Source organism: Kineosporia sp. NBRC 101677, from assembly GCF_030269265.1.
GTDB lineage: Bacteria > Actinomycetota > Actinomycetes > Actinomycetales > Kineosporiaceae > Kineosporia > Kineosporia rhizophila.
The window spans coordinates 225,871-246,234 of the sequence record NZ_BSTA01000008.1 but is presented as its reverse complement, the minus strand read 5'-3'; the positions used below and the strand labels follow the sequence as shown (position 1 = coordinate 246,234).

The window sequence follows — 20,364 nt, the reverse complement described above, 5'->3', positions numbered from 1 at the left end:
CTAGGAGTTTCTCGGGACGAAGAACGGCTCCAGGCCGTCGGCGAACAGTTCCAGGACGTGCTCAGGCAGCACTGGACCGAAATCTGGGAAGGGGGAGCGCAACTGGCTCGCGTGGGCCTCGATGGCCCGGCGCTTGGCCTGCCGTTCGGCCGTGGAGAGACAGACCACGGTCAGGTCGGCCAGCGGGACGCGCGGGTCGTCGGGCTGGATCGAGTGCCGCATCCAGATCGGGTACTGCCACAGCTCGACCCCGGTCCGGGCGGCGGCCAGCCGGGCGGCCCGGCCCACCGCCTGGTGGTCCGGGTGCGGATCTTCCGGCCAAGGGGCCAGCACCAGGCCGTTGCCGGGCAGGACGGCGGCGATGCGCTCGGTCACCTCCGCCTCGTGTGCGCTCGCCTCCCCGTCGGGGATGTCGAAGAACACCGGCTGGGCGCCTTTGCGGCAGAGCTGGCGGATCGCGTCCCACGTCTCCCGGCGGCGGCTGCGGGCGAGCTCACGCCGCTGCGTGGGGGTGGCCCCCGGATAGCCCGCCGCGCCGTCGGTCACGATGACGACGGTGGGGGTGCAGCCCGCGGTGGAGAGACGGTGCAGCAGACCGCCGGCGCCGAGCGACTCGTCGTCGGGGTGCGGGGCGATGACCGTGACCGGATCGCCGGCCGTGACCGGCAGCAGGCGAGGGCTGGGAGCGGCCTCCAGCCGGGGACGCCACCGGCTGGGCGGCAGGCCCGGTGCGGTGACCTCGGTGGCGGCCGGAAGCTGATCGGTCATCGGAAGGCCCGGCCGAGCAGGGTGCCGGTCCGGAGCAGGTGCGTCCCGGCCAGCTCGTGGTCGGCCTCGGCGTGGTGCTGTCGCACGTAGATCTCCAGATCGGCCAGCTGGTGCGCGATCCGGGCGTTGCGGCACAGGCCGTTCGGGCCGGTCACCCGGGGGGCCCGGGTGAGCACCTCGGTCACGGCCGCCTCGACCGCCGAGCGGGCGGCGGTCATGTCGGGCAGGTCGAGCGGTTCCCCGCGCCCCGCAAGACTGCTGAGCAGCGCGTCGGCCGAGGCGATGGCCACCGCCATGGCCCCCAGATGAGCCCGGTGGTGGGGGCTGGCCCGGTCGGGGTCGGCGGTGGTCAGGATCGAATTGAGGACGCCGTGGGCGCCTCCCAGCCAGACGGCCGCCACTCCGGCGCCGCCCAGGGTGAAACCGGGCCGTTCGAGGTAGAAGCCCGGCCCGCCGACGGCGGCGCCGGCCGGCACGGCCAGGTCGTGAACCTCCACGTCGACGCTGCGGGTGGCATCCATACCCACGGCCGGCCAGGTGTCCTCGCGCCGGGTCAGGGCGGACTGGCGCACGTCGACGTCGACCAGGACCGGACCGGCGTCGGTGGAGATCACGGTGAGGGCCCGGTCGAGGAACCAGGCGCCGGAGCAGAACCGCATGGTTCCCTCGACGTTCCAGCCCTCCGGGGTGGACCTGGCCTTCAGGCCGGTACCGCCGGAGGCCGACGCCCAGACGCCGTAGACCGCGCCGGGGGCCGGTTCCCGGCCTGCCTCGGCCAGGATGCGCAGCGCGTCGATGTGCCCCTCGGCCAGCCGGGCCACGCAGAGGTCGGAGTGCCCCAGAGCGGCCAGCGTCTGCCACAGAGGCAGCAGCGGGCCGGTCAGCCCGGCCGGATCGAGCCGGCCGGCCAGATCGCGCACGGCTTCGGCCACCCGCTCGGCGGAGTCCGCGGCGGAACGGTCGATGTTCCCCGTGCGTGGCCGATCCGCTACGGAGAGCACGCTTTCCGTAGCGGCCCCGACCTGTTCCTGAGGTGTTGTCAGGATCGAACCGTTCAGCGCTCCCACGCACTGAATCCTGACGCGCACCGGGGGAACCGGCCCGTTCAGATGTCCCCGGGCGCCCGGGCCGGGCGGCCCGGGACGACGCCCGTCTCAGATCACGTTGTCGAGGCGCTGGACCACGAAGTCCGGCACCGCGTAGGTGAGCCCGCCGATCACGATGTAGATGCCGTCGGCCTCGCTCTTCCACAGCACGTCGTCCACCGGCAGCGGGCTGCCCGGCCGCAGCAGCCAGTCGCGGAAGTCGCCGCGGTCGATGACGGCCCGCTTGCGGGTGCCGTAGGTGATCGTCAGGTCGGCCAGGTCGACGTCGACCACCACGGTGCCGACGCGCCAGCCGCGCCCGTTCTTCGCGTCGAAGGTGAGGCGTCCCGTCCAGGCCTCGAGGTTGATCGTCACCGCGCTCTCGCGGAACGGGCCGTAGCCCGTCGAGACACCCCCGACGGTGCCTGTACTGCTGCTCACCTGGCTCATGACCGGACCTCCGTGACCTGCTGATCGGTGCTGCTCACTGCTGGTGTCACTCCTGCCATCAATCGGTGCCATCTCGAATGGCAAAGAGTCACTGGGGGCGCTATCGGAGAAAGGCCGTCTCCCGTTACGGCCGGTCGGCAACTGCTCCGGACGGGCGGTCCTCCGACGGCCCCGGCGGTGTCAGCATTCGACCCAGGGTCACTGGGTGCAGGCCGGGAGTTGCCGGTGATTTCCCCCGAACCTGCACCGTCACCGACGGCTGGATGGCATCGTCCGGTCGCCGTACGGAAGCTGCTCCGGGGGTGCACCGGGCGTGGCCTGGTGTCCCTGATATTGCATGCCCCAGTGGCAAGGTGCTGACCGCAGTCGCGGTCGGCCGGCTGGTGCCGGCGCGGCGAGCCCCCCGTGGGCTCGCCGCTGTCTTACCGACTCACCTGTGTGGACTTCTGTACCGGCGCCGGGACGGGTGGAGGGTGTCGGCGGGTGACTGTCACCCGTCCCGGCGCTGTTTGAGAAGCATTGCTCCCGGCAGGCGGCGGCGTACAGCCGCCGTGTGGAACGGCTCGGCTCCTCGTTCTGCCTACCGGAGACGACTTGCCCGGCTAGGCGGCCGGGTGAGGCGGTCCGGCCAGGCACGGGACGACTCGTTTTATAGAGGACAAAGCGGATGTATTCATCGACTGCCTAGCCGGGCTAGTCGGCTTGGCTACATTCTTTTCGAGTCGTTAGCCAATCCGTGACGGATCCCCTACCGTCGGTCAAGACGGGGAAAACGGGGAAACAGGAGTCGAGCGATGAACGTGGAACCAAGAAGTCCACTGCCCGCCGACGAGGTCTGGGAGCGCCTCGACATGCGCCGGGCGCTCGCCGCCCGCGACCTGGGCACGGTCTTCCGGCTGCTGCAGAAGCACGGCACCTCGCAGCGGACCATCGCGGCCCTCACCGGGATGTCGTCCTCCGAGGTCTACGAGGTCCTGCGGGGCCGCCGGGTGATGGCCTACGAGGTGCTCTGCCGGGTCGCCGACGGCTTCGGCGTGCCCCGCGGCTACCTCGGCCTGGCCTACGACAACGACACGGCCACCTGGCTGGACCAGAACCTGGTGCCGGCCCAGACCCGCAGCGACCACGAGGACGACTCCCGGGGGCACGCGCTGCTGGCCTACGCGGCCGAGGTGACGGTGGGCACGGCCGGCGAGCTGTCGTCGGAGTGGGCCTCCGTCCCGGCCGCCGCCACCCCTCTGCCCGGGCAGGTCGGCCCGGAGGACGTGGAGCAGGCCGAGGCGGTCACCGCCCAGCTGCGCCACCTCGACTACCGCTTCGGCGGCGGGGCCTGCCGCGACGCGGTGTCGGCGCACGCCCGCTGGGTGGACAAGCTCTGTGAACTCCCCAGCCGCCCCGCCACCGGCACCCGACTGCGGGTGGCGGCCGCGGACGTCCACAATCTGGCCGGCTGGACCGCGTTCGACGTGGGCCTCTACAACGTCGCCGGGCGCCACCTCGCGCTCGCGCTCGACTTCGCCCGTCAGGCCAAGGTGCCCTCGCTGACCGCGAACGTGCTCTACCGGGCCGGCCGGGTCTACCTGCACCGCAAGCGGGTCAGCGAGGCGCTGCGGTTCTTCCAGCTCGGCCAGCTCGCCGCGCAGGACTCCGGGTCCCGCCGCACGGTGGCCATGCTGTGCGCCAACATCGCCTGGACGTATGCCGAGATGGGCGACGAGGCCCAGGCGATCACCCACCTCAACCGGGCCGCGGACGAGTTCTCCCGGGCCGAGGACACCGACGCCGAGCCGTGGGTGCAGTTCTTCCACGAGCTGGACGTGATGGCGCTGGAGGGGATGACGCAGCTGGCGATCGCCCGCACCAACCAGGTCTACGCCGACCCGGCCCGGCGCGCGCTCGAGGCGAGTGTCGCCCGCCGCAACCAGGGCATGGCCCGCAGCCTGGCGTTCGAGCAGGGGGCGCTGGCCACGGCCTGCCTGCTCACCAAGGACAGCCAGGCCGCGCTGGAGTACGGCGAGCTGGCCCTGGAGCACGCCCACCGGTTGCGCTCGCGCCGGGTCACCGACCGTCTCGCCCCGCTGGGCGAGCTGGCCCTGAGCTGCCCCGACCGGGGCCCGGGCGGCGACGGTATCCGTGACCTGGGGCGGCGGATAGAGCAGGTCCTCGTCTCGTGACCCACGCCGAAACCAGTCCGGGGCTGAGCCGTCCGGCACTGGATCCGGCCGAGATCACCGCAACGGTGACGGCTGCCTGCCGGATCCTCGGCCTCGATCCCCGGGGTCACACGGTCCTGAAGTTCACCAACAACGCGGTGCTGCGGCTGCCTCACGCCGGGGTGGTGGTCCGGATCGCCGGGTCGGCCGCCGTGGGCGACCGGGCCCAGCGGGTGGTGCACGTGGCCCGTCTGCTGGAACGGCACGGGGTGCCGGCCGTGCGGCTGGCCCAGGCGGCCGACCAGCCGATGATCGTGCACGGCCACGAGGTCACGGTCTGGCACGACGTGCGGCCGGTGCGCGACCCGACCCCGGAAGACCTGGCCGGTCTGCTGAAGGCGGTGCACGCGGTGCCGATCGAGGCTCCGGCCGCACCGGTCGTCCCGGCCCGCCGGGGCCGGAGCCGTCGGCAGCCCTCGGTACCCGGGCAGAACACCGGCCCCCTGCCGGTGCAGTCCTCTTCCCGGTCGCCGCTGGTGCGCTGGGGGCCGGTGGCCGGGATCCGCCGGCGGATCGCCTCGGCCGGGCCGCTGCCGCGAGAAGACCTGGCCTTCCTCCAGGCCGAGACCGATGCGGTGGCCGAGGAACTGGCCGCGCTGAGCGGGCTGGAGCCGCTGCTGCCGGCCGGCCTGATCCACGGCGACTCGTTCCTCGGCAACGTCATCGTGGGCGAGAACGGGCCGGTGCTCTGCGATTTCGACTCCACCTGCTGGGGGCCGCGGGAGTGGGACCTGACCCCGATCGCGGTCGGGGCCCTGCGCTTCGACTACGGCGGTGACCTGGCCGCCCGGTTCGCGGCCGGCTACGGCAAGGACGTGCTGGCCTGGCCCGGGTTCCCGGCCCTGCGGCGGCTGCGGGAACTGCAGTTGGTCACCAGTGTGCTGCCGGTGCTGGCGGCCAACCCCGGACTGCAGCCGCAGTGGCGGTTCCGGGTGGACAGCCTGCGCCGGGGCGATGCCGAGGCCCGCTGGAGCACCTACGGTCAGGTCGCCGTCTGATTCGCTGCCCACCGTTCACCTGCCTGGCCGCCGAAACTGTCGGAGGGCGTTGGTAGCGTCCGCGACGTGACTTGGACGAAGACCGCGAGTGGGCACGAAGTCGCTCTTCTCGAAGGGCGGGTCCGGTGCCGTAACGGTGCCGGCCGGATGCTGAAGAGCGTCCCGGCCGCGTTGAAGGAAGACCCGGTCGTGGTGCAGTTGCGCCAGGTGGCCGAGTGGCTGGCCCGGCACGAGGCGCGGTGCCTGGCCCAGGTCGAGACCTGGATGGTCCGCTCGCTGCCGGTGCCGCTGCACGCACTGGCGGCCCTCTGGCCCGATCCGGCCTGGCAGCGCGTGCTGCGTGACCTGGTGGTCCGCCCGCTCGACCAGGCCGGTGCCCCGGTCGGTGAGGTCGGCCTGCTGCGCGCCGTCGATGCCGATCGGGGCGTCGGGCTGGTCACCCTCGACGGTGACACGGTGTTCGTGCCCTCCGTAGCCGTCACCGTGCCGCACCCGGTGCTCCTGGACGACCTGGAAGAGCTGCGCGAGTTCGTCGCCGACCTGCAGGTCGAACAGGTTGTCGCGCAACTGTTCCGCGAGATCGCCACCCGGCCCCCGGGGCTGCGCGCGCGGGACACGTCGGTGAACGACTGGGCCAACGGCGAGTTCGCCGAGCTGCGGCACGCCACCGGGCGGGCCGCGGCCCAGGGGTACGCGGTGCGCGGCGGCTACGCCACGGTGCGGGTGTGGGAGGGCGGCCGGGCGCTGGACGCGCGCTACTGGATCGGCTCCGACGCACCCGAGTACCAGACCTGGACGGGCGAACTCGGCTGGGTCGACGAGCAGGCCCGGCCGGTGCCGCTGACCGAGGTGGGCCCGGTGGCCTGGTCCGAGGGGGCGCGGATGGCCGCGCGCATCTACGCCGGCCGCAAGACGGAGGAAGAGTCGGCATGAGCAGGCAGACGCGCGAGAAGCTGATCGAGGCCGGGGCGATCGTCCCGGCCGCTCCCGGTGCCGTCGAGCCCGAGGCGACCGACGTGGTCACCGCCCGGGTCTACCGGCACCCGGCCCTGGGCGAGCGCCCGGTGGTCCAGCTGGTGCCCGAGACCCTCGGTCCGGCCGAGGATCTCGCGCTCGAGTTCCTCGGGTTCGAGCTGTCGCAGCCGGCGGTCCCGGTCGGTACCGGCCGGCGCCAGGCGCTCGGGTTCCCGGCCTGGGCCCTGATCAACGACCCGGAGAACGGGCACCACGCGCTCGCCCTGGTCAAGGACATGGAGCGGCTGGCCCGGCAGGCCAAGAGCCGGCCGGGGGCCGCCCGCGACGGGTTCGACGAGCTGGCCCGGCGGCTCGGGGCCTCGGTGCCGCACTTCCTGCCCACGTTCTACGAGCAGGCCGGCCGGGCCTTCGTGGCGGCCGAGAACAAGCAGAGCGCGGCCATCATGTTCGGCAAGGCCCGCGAGGCCGAGCGCATGCACGCCCTGCCGATCGACGAGACCCGCCAGCGCGACGTGTTCCTGGAGTTCGCCTTCAGCGGTGCCCTCAACGCCAAGTCGCTCACCCAGTACGCGAAAGACCTGGCCCAGCGCACCGATCCGGTGGCTGCCTACGAGCTGTTCCGTCAGGTCTGTGCCGAGCGGGTGGCCGGCGGACTGCCGCCCTACACCGGCATGGCCGACGATCTGCGCCGGCTGGTCCGGGCCGCCAAGCTGAACCAGGCGGCCGAGGAGGAGCAGGCGATCGCCCAGCTGCTCGACTCGCCCGCCCTGCCACACGCCCCGTTGCCGTTCTGGAAGTCGTACGCCCCGGCGCTGAAGCGGCTCTCGAAGAAGGACCCGGCGATCCGCGGGCGCCTGCTCGGGCTGCTGCCGCGCAACAACCAGGGCGAGACCGAGGAGTTCTGGTTCGGCCTGCTGCACGACTGCGGCGCGCTGGCCGGCCTGACCGAGGTCGAGGGGCAGCCCGAGGCCGCCCGGCCGCACGACGGTTCGTCCGGCTGGCTGAGTCGCGTGGTGGCCTGGCGCTCCCAGGGCTGGCGTGGTCACCGGCGCTCGGCGCAGGTGCTCGAGCTGGTGCGCCGGATGGCCCCGCAGTTGCAGGCGGAGAACCGGCCGCTGGCCCTGCTCGGGCACGGCGCCGACCTCGATCTGCTCGACCTGGTGCTCTCGCTCGGGCTGCGGGTCGAGCTGCCCGAGGGGCGGCCGGTGCCGCACTTCGCGCTCGGCCGCTGGCAGAGCGACACGTCACCGGGCCGGCGAGACCTGGCCTGCCTGGCCGAGGCCGGCTGGGCGCAGGAGCCGCTGCGGCTCGGGCTGCGCGACGCCCTGGCCGGGCGGCGTGGCTACCAGCAGACCGAGGACACCCGCATTCCGCTGGCCGACCTGCGGGTGTTCTACGAGACCAGGGGCACCCGGCCGCTGCTCGAGAGCTGGCTGGACGAGGCCGCGCAGGAGACGGCCGAGGGTGGTCTGCCCGCGCTGATCGACGCACTCGACCGGATGCGGCCGGTCTGGCACGGCGAGGTCTTCGGGGTGCGCCCGCAGGCCCGGGACGAGGTCGCCGGGGCCGACGTCGCCGCCGCACTGGCCGGCACCCTGCGCATCGGCCTGGTCGACGAGCTGGGCTGGCCGGCCCTGGAAGAGGCGGTGGCCGAGTTCCCGGTGCCGAAGCCGCATCCCAACGGCTGGACGGAGCCGGCGTTCTCGGTCACCGAGGCCTGGCCCGCGCTCATCCTGCACAACAAGGTGATGGCCGTGGTGGTCGGTCCTTCGGAAGTGCTGCTGCGGCACACCTTCCGGCTGCCTCCCGGCACCTCGACCCCGTGGCGGTGGCAGGTCGCCTACACGGATGGTCAGCTGCGGGTGCTCTGGGAGGGGCCCGACGGTACGGCGGGCTACTGGAGCAACCGGCCGGGTGAGGTGTTCACCGTCCCGGGGTCCCTGTACTACGAGCAAATCGGCCGTTTCGGTACGAGCCTGCCGTTGCCCGAGGGCGGGCGCACGGCCGGAGGCCGCCCGCTGGTGGGCGGAGACCGGGCGCTGGCCAAGTCCCGCGAGGTGGCCACCGACGGCTCGGGCTGGTGGCGGCTGGAGGAGGGGGCCCAGGGGCGGTCCTGGCGCGAGTTCGACCCGGCCACCGGCGACGGCGGCCGTCGCTCCCGGCCGGCCTTCTTCGAGGCCGGTCTGCAGGGCGAGGGGGCCGAGCTGGTCGAGGGCTGGTGTGTCCTGGCCCCGCTCCAGCCCGGTCTGGAGGCAACGCCTTTCGGCACGTCCGACGGCCTGCTGGGCTGGCGTTCGGTGCGGCTGGCCGACGGCTCCTGCGAGGCGGTCTCGGCCGGTGGAGACTCGGCCCGGCTCAGCCCCGCGCTGATCGGTGCCGCCCGGGGCCGGCCAGGGCCCGCGGCGGTCGGGCCGATCCGCATGCCGGGTGGTGGCGAGCCCGCCGCCCTGATGCCCGACGGGCACGGGCACGGCCTGGCCTTCACCGACGGCTCGGTCCGGGGCAGCCGGGTGTTCACGGCGAACTTCACGTCGGCGGGCTCCGAGTACGCCAAGGGCACCGCGTACGTGCCGCCGCTGGCCTTCTGGCACGCGCTGCGCCCCCGGGACGAGAAGGGCTCTGCAGCCCTGCGATCGATCACCGTCGAGCAGGCCCGGGCCCTGCTCGACGCCGCCCGTAGAGGCAAGGCCGAGAAGGCGGTGCGTAAGGTCCTGCCCCAAATCACCGGTGAAAGGCTGGCTCTCGGGGTCGCCGGGGTGGTCGAGCTCGCCCTCGCGCAGGTGGAGAGGCTTGAGGCGCTGCCCCGGCCGGTGAACACGGCGGTGGTCGAGACGGCGTCGCTCCCTCCGGCGGCCACCGAGATCGGCGAGAAGGGGGAGCTGCCTGCGGCACCGGCCCTGGTGGGGGTCCAGGTGCCCTCCTCGGTGCCCGACACCGATCTGCGCCGGGCTCTCGGCGGGCTGACGACTCACCGCAGCTACTACTGGGGCAGCCACCACAACTCTGGTGAGTCGGCGATCGCCAGCCTCCGCGGCGTGGTGGAAACCCTTGCCGGGCAGCCCCGGAAGGGCCTTCTGGCCAAGCTCGGTGTCGGGGCGAAGAAGCTGGCCGGGCTGGAGTCCGGGGTGGCCCAGACCTCGGTCGACTGGACGCTGGCCGTCGGTGGGCTCGGGGCGCTGGCCCTGCGGGCCGCGCTGGTCACCACCGCCGCCGAAGACCGCCCCGCACTTGCGGCGCTGCTCGCGGCCATTGCCGAGACACCGCTGGCCGAGGCGGACGGGCGCTGGCGCCGGCTCACGCTGACGGTCGAGAAGACGACCACCCCGCAGGGGGCCCGGGAAGGGCTGGCGCCGTTCGGCACCCTGCTGCCCACCAAGGGCGGTCAGGCCTTCGTGATCAGCTCGGACAGCGAGTGGTTCGCCGGTGGCTATCGAGGGGTGACCCATGCCGTGGAACATGTCTCCGAGCCCGGCGATTTCGGCCCGGTCAAGGGGTACGGCATCTCGGCCTCACGCGAGGGCCGGGGCTGGGGCGGGGCGGGCCGGCTGAACGAACTGCTGGCGTTGCTGGCCGAACGCGGGCCGGCCCCGTGGCGTCCCGAGGCGGTGGAAGAGCTGGCGCAGGCCACCGGGGTCACCCGCGCCGAGGCCGCCCTGCTGCTGGCCGGTCTGGTCCGGATCGACGTCTACGAGAACAACTTCCTGCCCAAGCCGCTGCGTGAGCTGCTCGGCCTGAAGGTGGCCGAGGCCAAGACGGCCCGCGACAGTCTGAGCCGCCTGCTGTCCACCGACGCGCGACTGCACCTGCTGTCGCTGGCGATGCCGGACAGCCCGGCCGACCTGTGGCAGAAGGGGCCCGACGTGGCCCGGCTGGCCGAGGGCTGGAACGAGTTGTTCGGGCGCCGGGTGCCGGTACCCGACGCGCTGGTGGCCGACTTCTCCGCGGCCCGTAAGAGCGCGTGGACGGGAGCCAAGGATCCGGCGGCGGTCCTGCAGGGCATGGTCGGCCCGGAATCCACGCCCTGGCTCACCACCGACCTGCGGTTCACCGTCCGGGACAACCAGCTGGTGCAGGAGCCGGAAGAGAGCGACACCGACGCCGGGTTCCGGGCCAAGCATCTGGCCGACACGGTGATCGCCCTGCTCTGGCTGGCCTACCGGCTGCCCCTGGGCGACTCGGTCCGGGCGGTCCTGCCCCGGGTGTACGACCTGCTGCAGCAGCGGCTGGCCAATCCGGACCTGCTGCTGACCTTCCTCGAGGGCGACGGCAGCCGGATCGAGGGCCTGCGTCAGGTCTACGGTCTGCCACCTGTTTCCGATGGCCCGAACCAGCCGGTCGAGGTGGTGCCGCTGGGAGAGGTGGGGCATCTGCTCAGCCGGGGCTGGAACTCGGCCGTGTTCGTCTGCCCGGCCAAGCTCGACGCGGGCGGTGAGCCGCTGCTCGAGCTGGCCCGGGCCCTGCCCAGCTACCAGTCGGCGCCGCTGCTGATCGCCCGCAGCGGTGAACTGGCCCGGCTGATCGACGAGGTGCGGGCCGAGCCGACCGCGGGAACCGAGCTGGCCTGGCTGCAGGACCCACTGGTCAGCGTGCCCGAACTGGTGGCCGAGGTCTCGCAGCGCCACAACCTCGGCACCGAGGCCGCGCGTCTGTACCTGCAGCTCTTGGCCTTGCCCGATCCGACAGACAAGAACGTCCGCACGTGGAACGGGTGGGCGCCGAAGGTGCTGAAGACGGCCACGGCTGCCTTGCTCGAGGCCGGGCTGGTGGTCGAGGGCAAGCGGGCCCGGGCCGGGCGCAGCGTGTTCCTGCCCACGGCCTGGCTCACGGTGAAGGCCCCAGGCCTGCCGCTGGAGGCCTGGAAGGTGCCATTGCTCGGGCTACAGCCAGACGGCTCGTCCCCGCTGCACCTGGCGGTGCCGGTCACGTCGGTGCGAGAGCTGTACCGCCGCGCCTGGGAACGGGTGCTGGCCGGTGACGAGCCCCGGATGGCGGCCCTCGAGACCGGACGTCCGGGGGTGAGGCGGTGAAGGTTCGGGAGTCAGCAGCAGGTTCGGCCGTGAGTCCGGCCGTGAGTTCGGTCGTGAGTTCGGCGGCGGGCTCGGCGGTGGGTTCGGTCGTGAACTCGGCCGTGAGTTCGGCGGCGGGTTCGGTCGTGAACTGGGCCATGAACTGGGCCGCGAGTTCGGTCGGGGTGAGCCCGGGGGTGGGGAGGACCGGGGCCGGGGCGTGAGCCCGGTTGAGGAGCGTGCTCCATGGTCAGGGGCGCGGGCTGAGCCAGGATGGCGGCTGGGGCCGGAAGACGACGGTGCAGAAATGACGATGACGGTAGGGGCACGGCGATGAGCGAGGCAGCAGCTAGCCGGACCGGCAAGTCTCCGGCGGACGGCACGGAAACAGCGTCAGCCGGGACTGGTGGCGCCGGGACGGGGGTGCCCGGGACGACTGTGGCCGGGGTCGGTGTGGTTGGGCCGGGTGCTGGAGCCGATGGTGCCGGGGCCGATGGTGCCGGGACTGGTGCGGCCGGGACTGGTGTGGCCGGGACTGGTGTGGCCGGGACTGGTGTGGCCGGGACTGGTGTGGCCGGGACTGGTGTGGCCGGGACTGGTGTGGTCGGAGCCAGTGGGGCTGGGGCCGGTGGGGCTGGGGCTGGCGGCCCGCGGCAGGTTGATCCGCCGGAGCACAAGTTCGCCGCCGAGTTGGAGTTCCTGGCCGCTTATGACGACGGAGCCCGTCCTCCCGGCTGGCGGCTCACTCCCCGCGCCGTCGTCACCTTCGTCGTCGGTAGCGAGCGCCCACTGTCCTTGCCGCAAGGCGTTCAGCGCGAGGGCATTCCTCAGCGGATGACGATCTCGGAGAAGTTCGTCGGCGAGCGGGCCCTGGTCGAGCGCTGCGTGGTCACCCTGGCCGGCGAGCGCGGCCTGCTGCTCGTCGGCGAGCCCGGCACGGCCAAGTCCATGCTCTCCGAACTGCTCTCGGCGGCTGTCTGCGGAACCAGTGGCCTGGTGGTCCAGGGCACCGCCGGAACCACCGAAGACCAGTTGCGCTACGGCTGGAACTACGCCGCCCTGCTGGCTCAGGGGCCGAGCCGCGCCGCCCTGGTGCCCTCCCCGGTGATGAGCGCGATGTCGTCCGGAGCCGTCGCCCGCGTCGAAGAAGTCACCCGCTGCCTTCCCGAGGTGCAGGACTCGCTGGTCAGCATCCTGTCCGACCGCCGGATCGCGGTGCCGGAACTGACCGGGGAGGACTCGGCCGTGCACGCCGCCCCCGGCTTCTGCCTGATCGCCACGGCCAACCTGCGTGACCGCGGGGTCTCGGAGATGTCGGCCGCGCTCAAGCGGCGGTTCAACTTCGAGCAGGTGCAGCCGATCGCCGACATCGAACTGGAGACGGCGCTGGTCCGGCGTCAGGCCGCGGCGGTGCTGGAGCGGGTGCAGGCTCCTTTCACCGTGGACGACGCGGTGCTGGAGGTCCTGGTCACCGCCTTCCGCGACCTGCGCACCGGCAGCACGGTCGAGGGCTGGGAGGTGGAACGCCCGTCCACCGTGATGAGCACCGCCGAGGCGGTGTCCGTGGCCGCTGCCCTGGGCCTCGCCTCGGCCTACTTCCCGACCGGCCGCGACGTGCTCTCGCTGCTGCCCGGGCACCTGCTGGGGGTGGTCCGTAAAGACGACCCGGCCGACGCGGCAAGGCTTCTGGGCTACTGGGACGGAGCGGTGCGGCGTAGGGCCGAGCGCGGTGGACGGCTCTGGCGACAGGTCTGGGAGCTGCGCGGAAGGCTGGAGGTCTGAGAACAACCATGGGAAGTTCACCCCCGCCGGCCAATCCGGCCAATCTGACCGAGCCGGCCGATCTGGCCCGCGGCGACGCGACGCCGCAGGTCGGAACCGTGCTGTCTGCAGAAGGGCTCGCCGGTACCGGGTCTGATTTCGGTGCTGGGCGTCGACGGTCGGGAGGCAACGCTGCACGAGATACCTCTTGGGGTGCGGTGATTCAGGAAAGCATCGGGCAGGGCGGTGCTGGGCGGGACGGTGCGGGGCAGGGCGGCGCCGGGCGGGACAGTGCCGGGCGGGACGGCGCGGGGCAGGGCGGCGCCGGTTGGGACAGTGCCGGGCGGGGCAGTGCCGGGCGGGGTAACGCCGGGCAGGGCGGCGCTGGGCGGGACAGCGCGGGGCAGAACGTGGCCGGGCAGGACGCCGCCGTACGATCGTTGGCCGTGTCGGACGCAGCGGCCCGCGACGCAGTCGCCCGCGACGCCCGTCCCCGAGCGCGCGGAGCCGGCAAGCGTGATGGTCGCGCGACCGAGCGGCGCAGTGCGTTGCTTGATCCCCGGGCGGCCGTCGCCGAGATGGTCGCCGCTCACCCGTATCTCATCGGTGTTCGCCATCATTCGCCCTCCCTTTCGGCGGTGATCCCAACCCTGCTCGAGGAGCTGCGGCCCGATGCCCTGCTGATCGAGATGCCTGGCCAGTTCGAGCGGTGGATGCCCTGGCTGGGGCATCCGGACACGGTCGCCCCGGTCGCGCTCGCGGGCTCGGGCGAGCCGCTGCCGTTCTATCCGTTCGCCGACTTCTCCCCAGAACTGGTGGCGATCCGGTGGGCGGTCGCGCACGGGGTGAAGGTCGTTGCGTGCGACCTTCCGCTGGGTGATGCGGGCTGGGGAGAGGGCACGGCGAAGAAGGCCCAGAAGAAGAACATGGTCGCGGCCGACGCGAGGAGCAGTTCGGATCACGGCGACGACCTGAGCCCGAAAACTATTTCACATCAACCTTTCTCCCGCGCACTACGTCACGCCCAGACCGGCCGCGACGGCGACGACTTGTGGGACCGCGTGGTCGAGGCGCCCGCACCTGGATCCACCCCCGAACAGGTCCGGCGGGCTGCTCTGGCGGTGGGCTGGGCGATACGCGCCGACGAGGCCGCCGACGGCGGGGTGTCGGGGGTCGACCTCCGCCGCGAGGCGCAGATGCGGGCCGTCATCCGCGAGTACCAGCAGCAGCACCCGCAGGCCCGCACTGCCGTTCTGGTCGGCGCCTTTCATGCGCCCGCACTGGTCGGCTCGGCCATCACCGATCCGGCCGAGCAGTCGAAGGTCGAGGCGCTCACCGAGCCCCGGCCGGTCCGGGATGTGACCACCAGCCTGGTTCCTTACGCCGATCCGTTGCTGGACAGCCGCTCTGGGTATCCGGCCGGCATCCGCGACCCGCGCTGGCAGGCCGAGACGGTCAGGGCCGGCGGTGATCCCGCTCGGGTCGCCACCGCCGCTGCGAGGGTGGCTGTCGAGGTCTGCGCGCAGATCCGGGCGGGCGGGCATCCGGCGGGTCCGGGTGAGGCTCGCGAGGTGGTGCGGTTGACCGAGGACCTGGCCCGGCTGCGTGGTCTGCCCGCACCCGGCCGCAGCGAGATCGTCGAAGCGCTGACCACCGTCCTGGCGCAGGGCGAGGCGCTGGGGCGCGGACGGGTGGTGGCGCAGGCGATGGAGCGCGTGCTGATCGGCGAGCGTCGCGGTCGGCTGGCCCCCGGCACTCCCCGGTCCGGGCTCGGTCCCTCGCTCGAGGCCCTGCTCAGAGAGCTGAAGCTGCCGAACCCAGAGGCTCCGGGGCGCAAGGAACTCCGGCTCGATCCGCTGCGTAGTCCGCTCGACCGGCGGCGCGAGATCACCCTGCAGCGCACCCAGGCCTGCGGCATTCACTACGCCTTGGCCGCCGAGGTCCAGGGGGTCGGGGCAGCCGCCGCTCTGACCACTCACTGGCTGGCCGAGTGGACGCCGTCGTCCGCGGCCCTCACCGAGATGGCCGGGCTCCTGGGCGTGACCCTGGAACAGGCGGCCGAGGGCACCTTGCGCAGGCAGCGCGAGCGGGAGCGGGCCGAGGGCGGCAGCACGGCCTCGCAGGTGCTCGACGGTCTGCTGGCGGCGGCCGAGTGCGGGCTGCCCGGGCTGGCCGCCGACCGGCTGGACGACGTGGCCCGGGTCCTGCCCGCCTCCGCCACCCTGCCCGAGCTGCTGACCGGCCTGGACCTGCTCAGCCGGCTGGAGCAGCAGACCATCCCGGGGCTGGCCGGCCTGGGTGACCCGGCGGCCTGGACCGGCCACCCCCAGATCCAGCTCGGCGTGGTCGTCGACGAGGTGCACTCGGCGGCGATCCGCCAGGTGGACGGCCTGGCCGGGTCCACCGATCCGGCCGACGCCCGGGCCCTGCTGGCCCTGGTCGTGCGGCACGACCAGCTCGGGACCGGGCTGCGCCTGGAGGCTGCGCTCAAACGCCTGACCACCGAAGGCAGCCCGCTGATGCGGGGCGCCGGGGCGGCGGTGCAGGTGCTGCTCGGGCTGGACGACGCGGCCGAACTCGGTCACCGGGCCGCGGGCTGGCTCGACCTGGATACTCCGGTCGAGCTCACCGCCCGCTTGTCCGGCCTGCTCATCGTGGCCGGCCCGTTGCTGGAGGCCGGCGGGGACGTGCTCGACCCGTTGCTGGCCCGGCTCGAGCAGATGCCGGACGCCCTTTTCCTGCGCAGGCTTCCGGCGGTGCGCGGCGGCTTCGACGTCCTCACCCCGGCCGCCCGCAGTCGTCTGCTGGCAGCGGTCGAGGCCCGCCTGGAAGACCGGCTCGACCTGGTGATGACCACCGATCCGGTGCTGCTCGGACGCTGGGCCCAGGCCGACGCCCATGCTCTCGAGGTCCTGCGTGAGCGTGGCCTGGCCGGCACCGTCAGCCTTGCCCCGGCCGACCGGTGGCGGCTGGTGCTGGGCCAGAAGCAGGGGCAGCTGCAGGGGCAGGCCAAGCGCTACGGCGTGGCGTTGGACGAGCTCTACGGTCAGGGGCGGGGTGAAGGGGCCGGGGGCGACCTCGGCGGAGGCGGCGCGGGCGACGGCCCGGCCTATCCGGGGGTACGTGAATGGTCCGAGGAACTCACACAGCTGTTCGGGGCCGGCGTGCGGGAAGAGGTTCTGGCCGCGGCCGCCGCCGGTGGGCGGGTGGATGCGGCGCTGGCGATCGACCCGGCCTCGGCCCGGCCCTCCGTGGAACTGCTGACCAGCGTGCTCTCGTTGGCCGGGGCCCTGCCCGAGCGAACCGTGGCCCGGCTGCGCCCGCTGGTGGCCAAGGTGGTCGCCGACCTCACCCAGGAACTGTCCCGCACGCTCACCCCGGCTCTCACCGGACTGACCTCGCCCCGGCCCACCCGTCGTCCGGGTGGGCCGATCGACCTGCACCGCACCATCCGGGCCAATCTGCGTACGGCGCGTTACCGGCCCGACGGAACCCCGGTCGTCATTCCTGAGCACCCGGTGTTCAAGACCCGCAGCAAGCGCACCACCGACTGGCGGATCATTCTGCTGGTCGACGTCTCCGGCTCGATGGAGGCCTCGACGGTCTGGTCGGCCATCACCGCCGCGGTGCTCTCCGGTGTGCCCGCTCTGACCACCCACCTGCTGGCCTTCTCCACCGAGGTCATCGACTTCACCGGCATGGTCAGCGATCCGCTCTCGTTGTTGCTGGAAGTCAGTGTGGGCGGTGGCACCTCGATAGCCACCGGGCTGGCGGCCGCCCGCCAGCTGGTCACCGTGCCCAGCCGCACCATGGTCGTGGTGGTGAGCGACTTCGAGGAGGGCGGGGCCGTCGGCCCGCTGCTGGCGCAGGTGAGGCTGCTGGTCGACGCGGGGGTGCACGTGCTGGGCTGCGCCGGGCTGGACGAGACCGGGGCGGCGAGATACAGCGTCTCGGTGGCCGGTCAGCTCGTGGGGGCAGGCATGCCGGTCGCCGCCCTGAGTCCTCTCGAGCTCGCTCGCTGGGTGGGGGAGCAGGTCAGATGAAGCTGCCTCCGGCCGATCCGCTGCTCGTGGCCGAGACGATCGCCGGGCTGCCGGCACGGCTGCAGAAGCGCCTGGACGCAGCGGTTTCCGGCGCCTCCGGGTGGCAGTACGCCGACGAGGTCGTCGACCTGGGATCGGCCAAGGTCACCCTGCGGCCCGAGCAGGGTGCCCTGCGCCGTCCTGAGAATGTGCTCTGTGACTGCCTTCTGGCGCCGGGCTGTCTGCACCGGGCCGCGGTGCTGAGCGTGGCACCGGTGCTGGAGGCCGAGACTCCGGCTCCTGAGCCGGTCGAGTCCGCCGGTAGCCCGGAAGGTCACCAGGTGGGCGACCGGCCCAGCGATCCCGAGGTTCCCCCGCTGGTTGGTGCCGAGGAGGACCGGACAGGCCCACCGACGTCTTCAATCGAGCAACCGGACCACCCCGCGAACCTGTGGAAACCCACGGAACAAGCCGTTGCACAAATGATTTGGGACGGGGCGGCCCAGTTGCTCGAGTCCGGGACGGTCGGTGCGGGGGCGGCTTTGCAGGGACAGTTGCTGGCGGGGGTTCATCAGGCGCGGTTACGGGCGCTGCACCGCCTGGCCTCGGCCACCACCCGGGTGGTGAGCGGGATTCGGGCGGCCCGGTCCGACGACGCCTCGTTCTCGTTGCCCTCGCTCACCGCCGACCTGCTCGAGGTGCTGGCGGTCGCGCACGTGGTGATCAGCGGCCGAGGTGGACCGGACCAGTGGCGCGGAACGGCGCGCACGGTCTATCAGGGAGTCGGCGGGCTGAGGCTGGCCGGTCTGTGCATGGAGCCGGTGACGAGCGCGGCCGGCTACGCGGGTGTGGTGGTGTGGCTCACGGATGCCGATGGACGTCTGTGGTCGGTCTCCGACGTCAAACCCGGTGATGCGGAACGCATCCCGGCATCAGCCTCGGGGCCGGTCGCAGTCGGCGAGACCGGGCTTTCGCACCGGGAACTGACCCGCGCCGGCATGATCATGGCCTCGGCCACCGCCAATCCGGACGGACGACTGGGGTCGGGCAACGCGGTCCGGGCGGTTCGCGCTGCGGGCGTGGCCTGGACCGAACCTCAGCTGGCGGTGCGGTTCGGTTTACTGAACGGTCAGGCCGCCGAGGCGAACAGTGCTCGGTCGGCCTCCGCGCGGGTGCCTCGCCTGCTCTCGCTGACGGTCTGTGGCAGCGAACGAGATGCCATTCTCGCGGTCGACGACGCGGGGGAGGGGGTTCGGCTCGTCGTCCCCGGTGGAGACCATCGTCAGGTCCACCGCGAAAACCTGCGGCTGCTGGCCGACAAACCAGGGCTGCGGATGCTGGCGGTCGCGCGTCCCCGGCCTGACGACGTGAACGGCTCGGCTGCCCCGGCCCGATTCCTCGGACTGCCCGCCACGCTCGAGCTGATCGCCATCGGGGGTGGTGACCTGCGGCTGCCGGCCGCACTCAACGGGCACGCCGATCTGGGGTTCGACCGGCTGAGCCCCCGATACTTACGGCCCTCCGGCCCGCCACCGCCGTATCCCCAGGCCGGCGAGGTCACGGATCCACTTCTGGCCTACCGGCGTCGTCTTCAGAGGGTGGTCTCGGGCGGCCGTAGAACGCTGTCCGTGCCCGGCGTCCCTCAGGATGTCCGCAAGGAGGCCGCGTTACTGCGCCGCGAGCAACTCGCTACGGCGGCCACCCTGCTCGAGGGTCTGCTGGCGGCCGCCCAGCCCGCCGGACGGGACGTGTTCGGACGGCTCGCGGGAGGCGCCGACGATGAACTTGCCCGGGCCTGGCTGGCCGCCGGTACCTATCAGCGGGCGCTCCTCGAGGCACCGCAGTGACGGCTGTGACAGGGGTGACCCATGGACCTGGATGGGCGTCGATCCGAGGGATGACCAGCCGGATCGCCAGAAGGCAAGCAGCCGGTACGCCTAGACTCCCGGCATCGTGACCGACGTGAGCAGCGCCTCCCGGCAGGAGGCGGAGCAGACCCAGACGCCGGCCACCGGTGTCTCCCGATGGTCGGTGCAGGCGCCCGGGATCGACGTGTTCTGGCCGATTCTGGCGGCGGTGCTCACCGCGATCGTGATCATCGTGGCGGCCATCGCCCACTCGTCCATGACCGCCGTCGGGGTCGGCACCCCACGTACCGACTGGGCACCCCTGCCCGCTGCGGCCACCGACGAACCGTTCGTGGTGGTGCAGGTGGCGAGCTTCCCCACCCGCGACGAGGCGCACGGTGAGGCACGGGAGCTGCGGCAGACCGGACTGGACGCCGGAGTGCTCAAGTCGGACCGGTACGCACCGATGAACGCCGGCTGGTTCGTCGTCTACGTGGGCCCGTTCGAGGACGATGCCGAGGGCCGGGCCCAGGCCCAGGCGATCACCGAGGAGATCGACGGCTCAATCGTGCGTACCCTCCAGCGGCGCTGACAGCCCGACCGCGGGCAGGATCACCGTGTCGATCAGGTGCAGCATGGCCTCGCGGGACGGGGCCTGCTGCTGGTAGAGCGCCCGGAACATGCCCATCGCGGGCCCGAGCGACGACATCAGCTCGACGTCCACCCCGGCCTCGATCTCGCCGCGCTCGATCGCCTGCTGGAAGATCTGCCGGAAGATGTTCTGCCGGGGGCGGATCATGATGTCGTTGATCGCCTCGAGCAGCTCCGGGTGCTGCGAGAGCATCGAGGCCACGCCGAGCATGATCTTGAGGTGGCGGCTGCCGTCGCTGATCGCCTTCGGCTTCACCATCGCCCGCAGGTCGCCGCGCAGCGAGCCGGTGTCCGGCGCCACGAAGACGGTGGCCTGGCCGGGGCCCGGGTGTTGCTTCATGCAGGCGATCGCGTCGACCACCAGCTCGGCCTTGGACGGCCAGCGCCGGTAGAGCGTGGCCTTGCCGGCCTTGGCCCGGGTGGCGACCATGTCGACCGTCATGCGCTCGTAGCCGATCTCGGCCAGCACGTCGAGGGCGGCCTCGAGGATCTCCGGGTCGCGCGAGTGGTCGCGTTTACGGCCCACCCTGGTCGGCTCGGCCGGCTTCGCCGTCGGCGTGGTCATCGCGGTGGCACCTCGGTTCATCG

General features: G+C 72.7%; 13 protein-coding genes. 9 read left to right on the top strand and 4 right to left on the bottom strand.

The annotated features are described in order from the left end of the window. From QSK18_RS23670 to QSK18_RS23660, 3 genes are all read right to left on the bottom strand, one after another. A complete protein-coding gene (locus tag QSK18_RS23670) occupies positions 1 to 768 on the bottom strand; it encodes a PIG-L deacetylase family protein (protein WP_232813692.1) in 768 nt (255 codons plus the stop codon). After that, entirely contained in the window at positions 765 to 1,835 is a 1,071-nt protein-coding gene (locus tag QSK18_RS23665) for an acyl-CoA dehydrogenase family protein (protein WP_232813693.1), read from the bottom strand. Before QSK18_RS23665 ends, QSK18_RS23670 begins: the two co-directional genes overlap by 4 nt. An 87-nt stretch (positions 1,836 to 1,922) precedes the next feature. Continuing rightward, the gene (locus QSK18_RS23660; RefSeq protein WP_232813694.1) at positions 1,923 to 2,303 is read right to left on the bottom strand and encodes a hypothetical protein; all 381 of its coding nucleotides are present in this window, start codon (positions 2,301 to 2,303) and stop codon (positions 1,923 to 1,925) included. Positions 2,304 to 3,097: 794 nt separating this feature from the next. Here QSK18_RS23660 and QSK18_RS23655 point away from each other — a divergent pair. From QSK18_RS23655 to QSK18_RS23615, 9 genes are all read left to right on the top strand, one after another. After that, positions 3,098 to 4,477 (top strand): helix-turn-helix transcriptional regulator, encoded by a 1,380-nt coding sequence (locus QSK18_RS23655; protein ID WP_232813695.1) that lies wholly within the window; start codon positions 3,098 to 3,100, stop codon positions 4,475 to 4,477. Beyond that, the gene (locus tag QSK18_RS23650; RefSeq protein ID WP_232813696.1) at positions 4,474 to 5,514 is read left to right on the top strand and encodes an aminoglycoside phosphotransferase family protein; all 1,041 of its coding nucleotides are present in this window, start codon (positions 4,474 to 4,476) and stop codon (positions 5,512 to 5,514) included. Before QSK18_RS23655 ends, QSK18_RS23650 begins: the two co-directional genes overlap by 4 nt. 66 nt (positions 5,515 to 5,580) lie before the next feature. After that, complete coding sequence (locus QSK18_RS23645; RefSeq protein WP_232813697.1) at positions 5,581 to 6,447, top strand: DUF4132 domain-containing protein; 867 nt, start codon at positions 5,581 to 5,583, stop codon at positions 6,445 to 6,447. Next, complete coding sequence (locus QSK18_RS23640) at positions 6,444 to 11,516, top strand: hypothetical protein (RefSeq protein ID WP_285623447.1); 5,073 nt, start codon at positions 6,444 to 6,446, stop codon at positions 11,514 to 11,516. Before QSK18_RS23645 ends, QSK18_RS23640 begins: the two co-directional genes overlap by 4 nt. Positions 11,517 to 11,545: 29 nt before the next feature. Continuing rightward, positions 11,546 to 11,719 carry a hypothetical protein gene (locus tag QSK18_RS23635; protein ID WP_285623444.1) on the top strand — a complete coding sequence of 58 codons (174 nt, stop codon included), beginning with the start codon at positions 11,546 to 11,548 and terminating at the stop codon, positions 11,717 to 11,719. A gap of 376 nt (positions 11,720 to 12,095) precedes the next feature. Beyond that, positions 12,096 to 13,277, top strand: coding sequence for an ATP-binding protein (locus tag QSK18_RS23630; protein ID WP_352396629.1), 1,182 nt, complete (start codon positions 12,096 to 12,098; stop codon positions 13,275 to 13,277). A 557-nt stretch (positions 13,278 to 13,834) separates the two neighbouring features. Then, the gene (locus QSK18_RS23625; protein ID WP_502894258.1) at positions 13,835 to 17,299 is read left to right on the top strand and encodes a DUF5682 family protein; all 3,465 of its coding nucleotides are present in this window, start codon (positions 13,835 to 13,837) and stop codon (positions 17,297 to 17,299) included. After that, the gene (locus QSK18_RS23620; protein ID WP_285623436.1) at positions 17,296 to 19,125 is read left to right on the top strand and encodes a hypothetical protein; all 1,830 of its coding nucleotides are present in this window, start codon (positions 17,296 to 17,298) and stop codon (positions 19,123 to 19,125) included. The genes QSK18_RS23625 and QSK18_RS23620 overlap by 4 nt, the downstream gene beginning before the upstream one ends. Before the next feature lie 106 nt (positions 19,126 to 19,231). Beyond that, the gene (locus QSK18_RS23615) at positions 19,232 to 19,717 is read left to right on the top strand and encodes an SPOR domain-containing protein (RefSeq protein ID WP_232809876.1); all 486 of its coding nucleotides are present in this window, start codon (positions 19,232 to 19,234) and stop codon (positions 19,715 to 19,717) included. Here the strand turns inward: QSK18_RS23615 and QSK18_RS23610 are convergent. Then, positions 19,688 to 20,341, bottom strand: a complete 654-nt coding sequence (locus QSK18_RS23610; RefSeq protein WP_232809877.1) for a TetR/AcrR family transcriptional regulator — start codon at positions 20,339 to 20,341, stop codon at positions 19,688 to 19,690. The genes QSK18_RS23615 and QSK18_RS23610 overlap by 30 nt on opposite strands. Positions 20,342 to 20,364 lie beyond the last annotated feature (23 nt).

Excerpts from the sequence above, each read along its gene's own strand:
- QSK18_RS23625 (WP_502894258.1), top strand. The coding sequence starts at position 13,835 with ATGGTCGCCGCTCACCCGTATCTCATCGGTGTTCGCCATCATTCGCCC.
- QSK18_RS23610 (WP_232809877.1), bottom strand. The coding sequence starts at position 20,341 with ATGACCACGCCGACGGCGAAGCCGGCCGAGCCGACCAGGGTGGGCCGT.
- QSK18_RS23655 (WP_232813695.1), top strand. The coding sequence starts at position 3,098 with ATGAACGTGGAACCAAGAAGTCCACTGCCCGCCGACGAGGTCTGGGAG.
- QSK18_RS23620 (WP_285623436.1), top strand. The coding sequence starts at position 17,296 with ATGAAGCTGCCTCCGGCCGATCCGCTGCTCGTGGCCGAGACGATCGCC.
- QSK18_RS23660 (WP_232813694.1), bottom strand. The coding sequence starts at position 2,303 with ATGAGCCAGGTGAGCAGCAGTACAGGCACCGTCGGGGGTGTCTCGACG.
- QSK18_RS23640 (WP_285623447.1), top strand. The coding sequence starts at position 6,444 with ATGAGCAGGCAGACGCGCGAGAAGCTGATCGAGGCCGGGGCGATCGTC.
- QSK18_RS23670 (WP_232813692.1), bottom strand. The coding sequence starts at position 768 with ATGACCGATCAGCTTCCGGCCGCCACCGAGGTCACCGCACCGGGCCTG.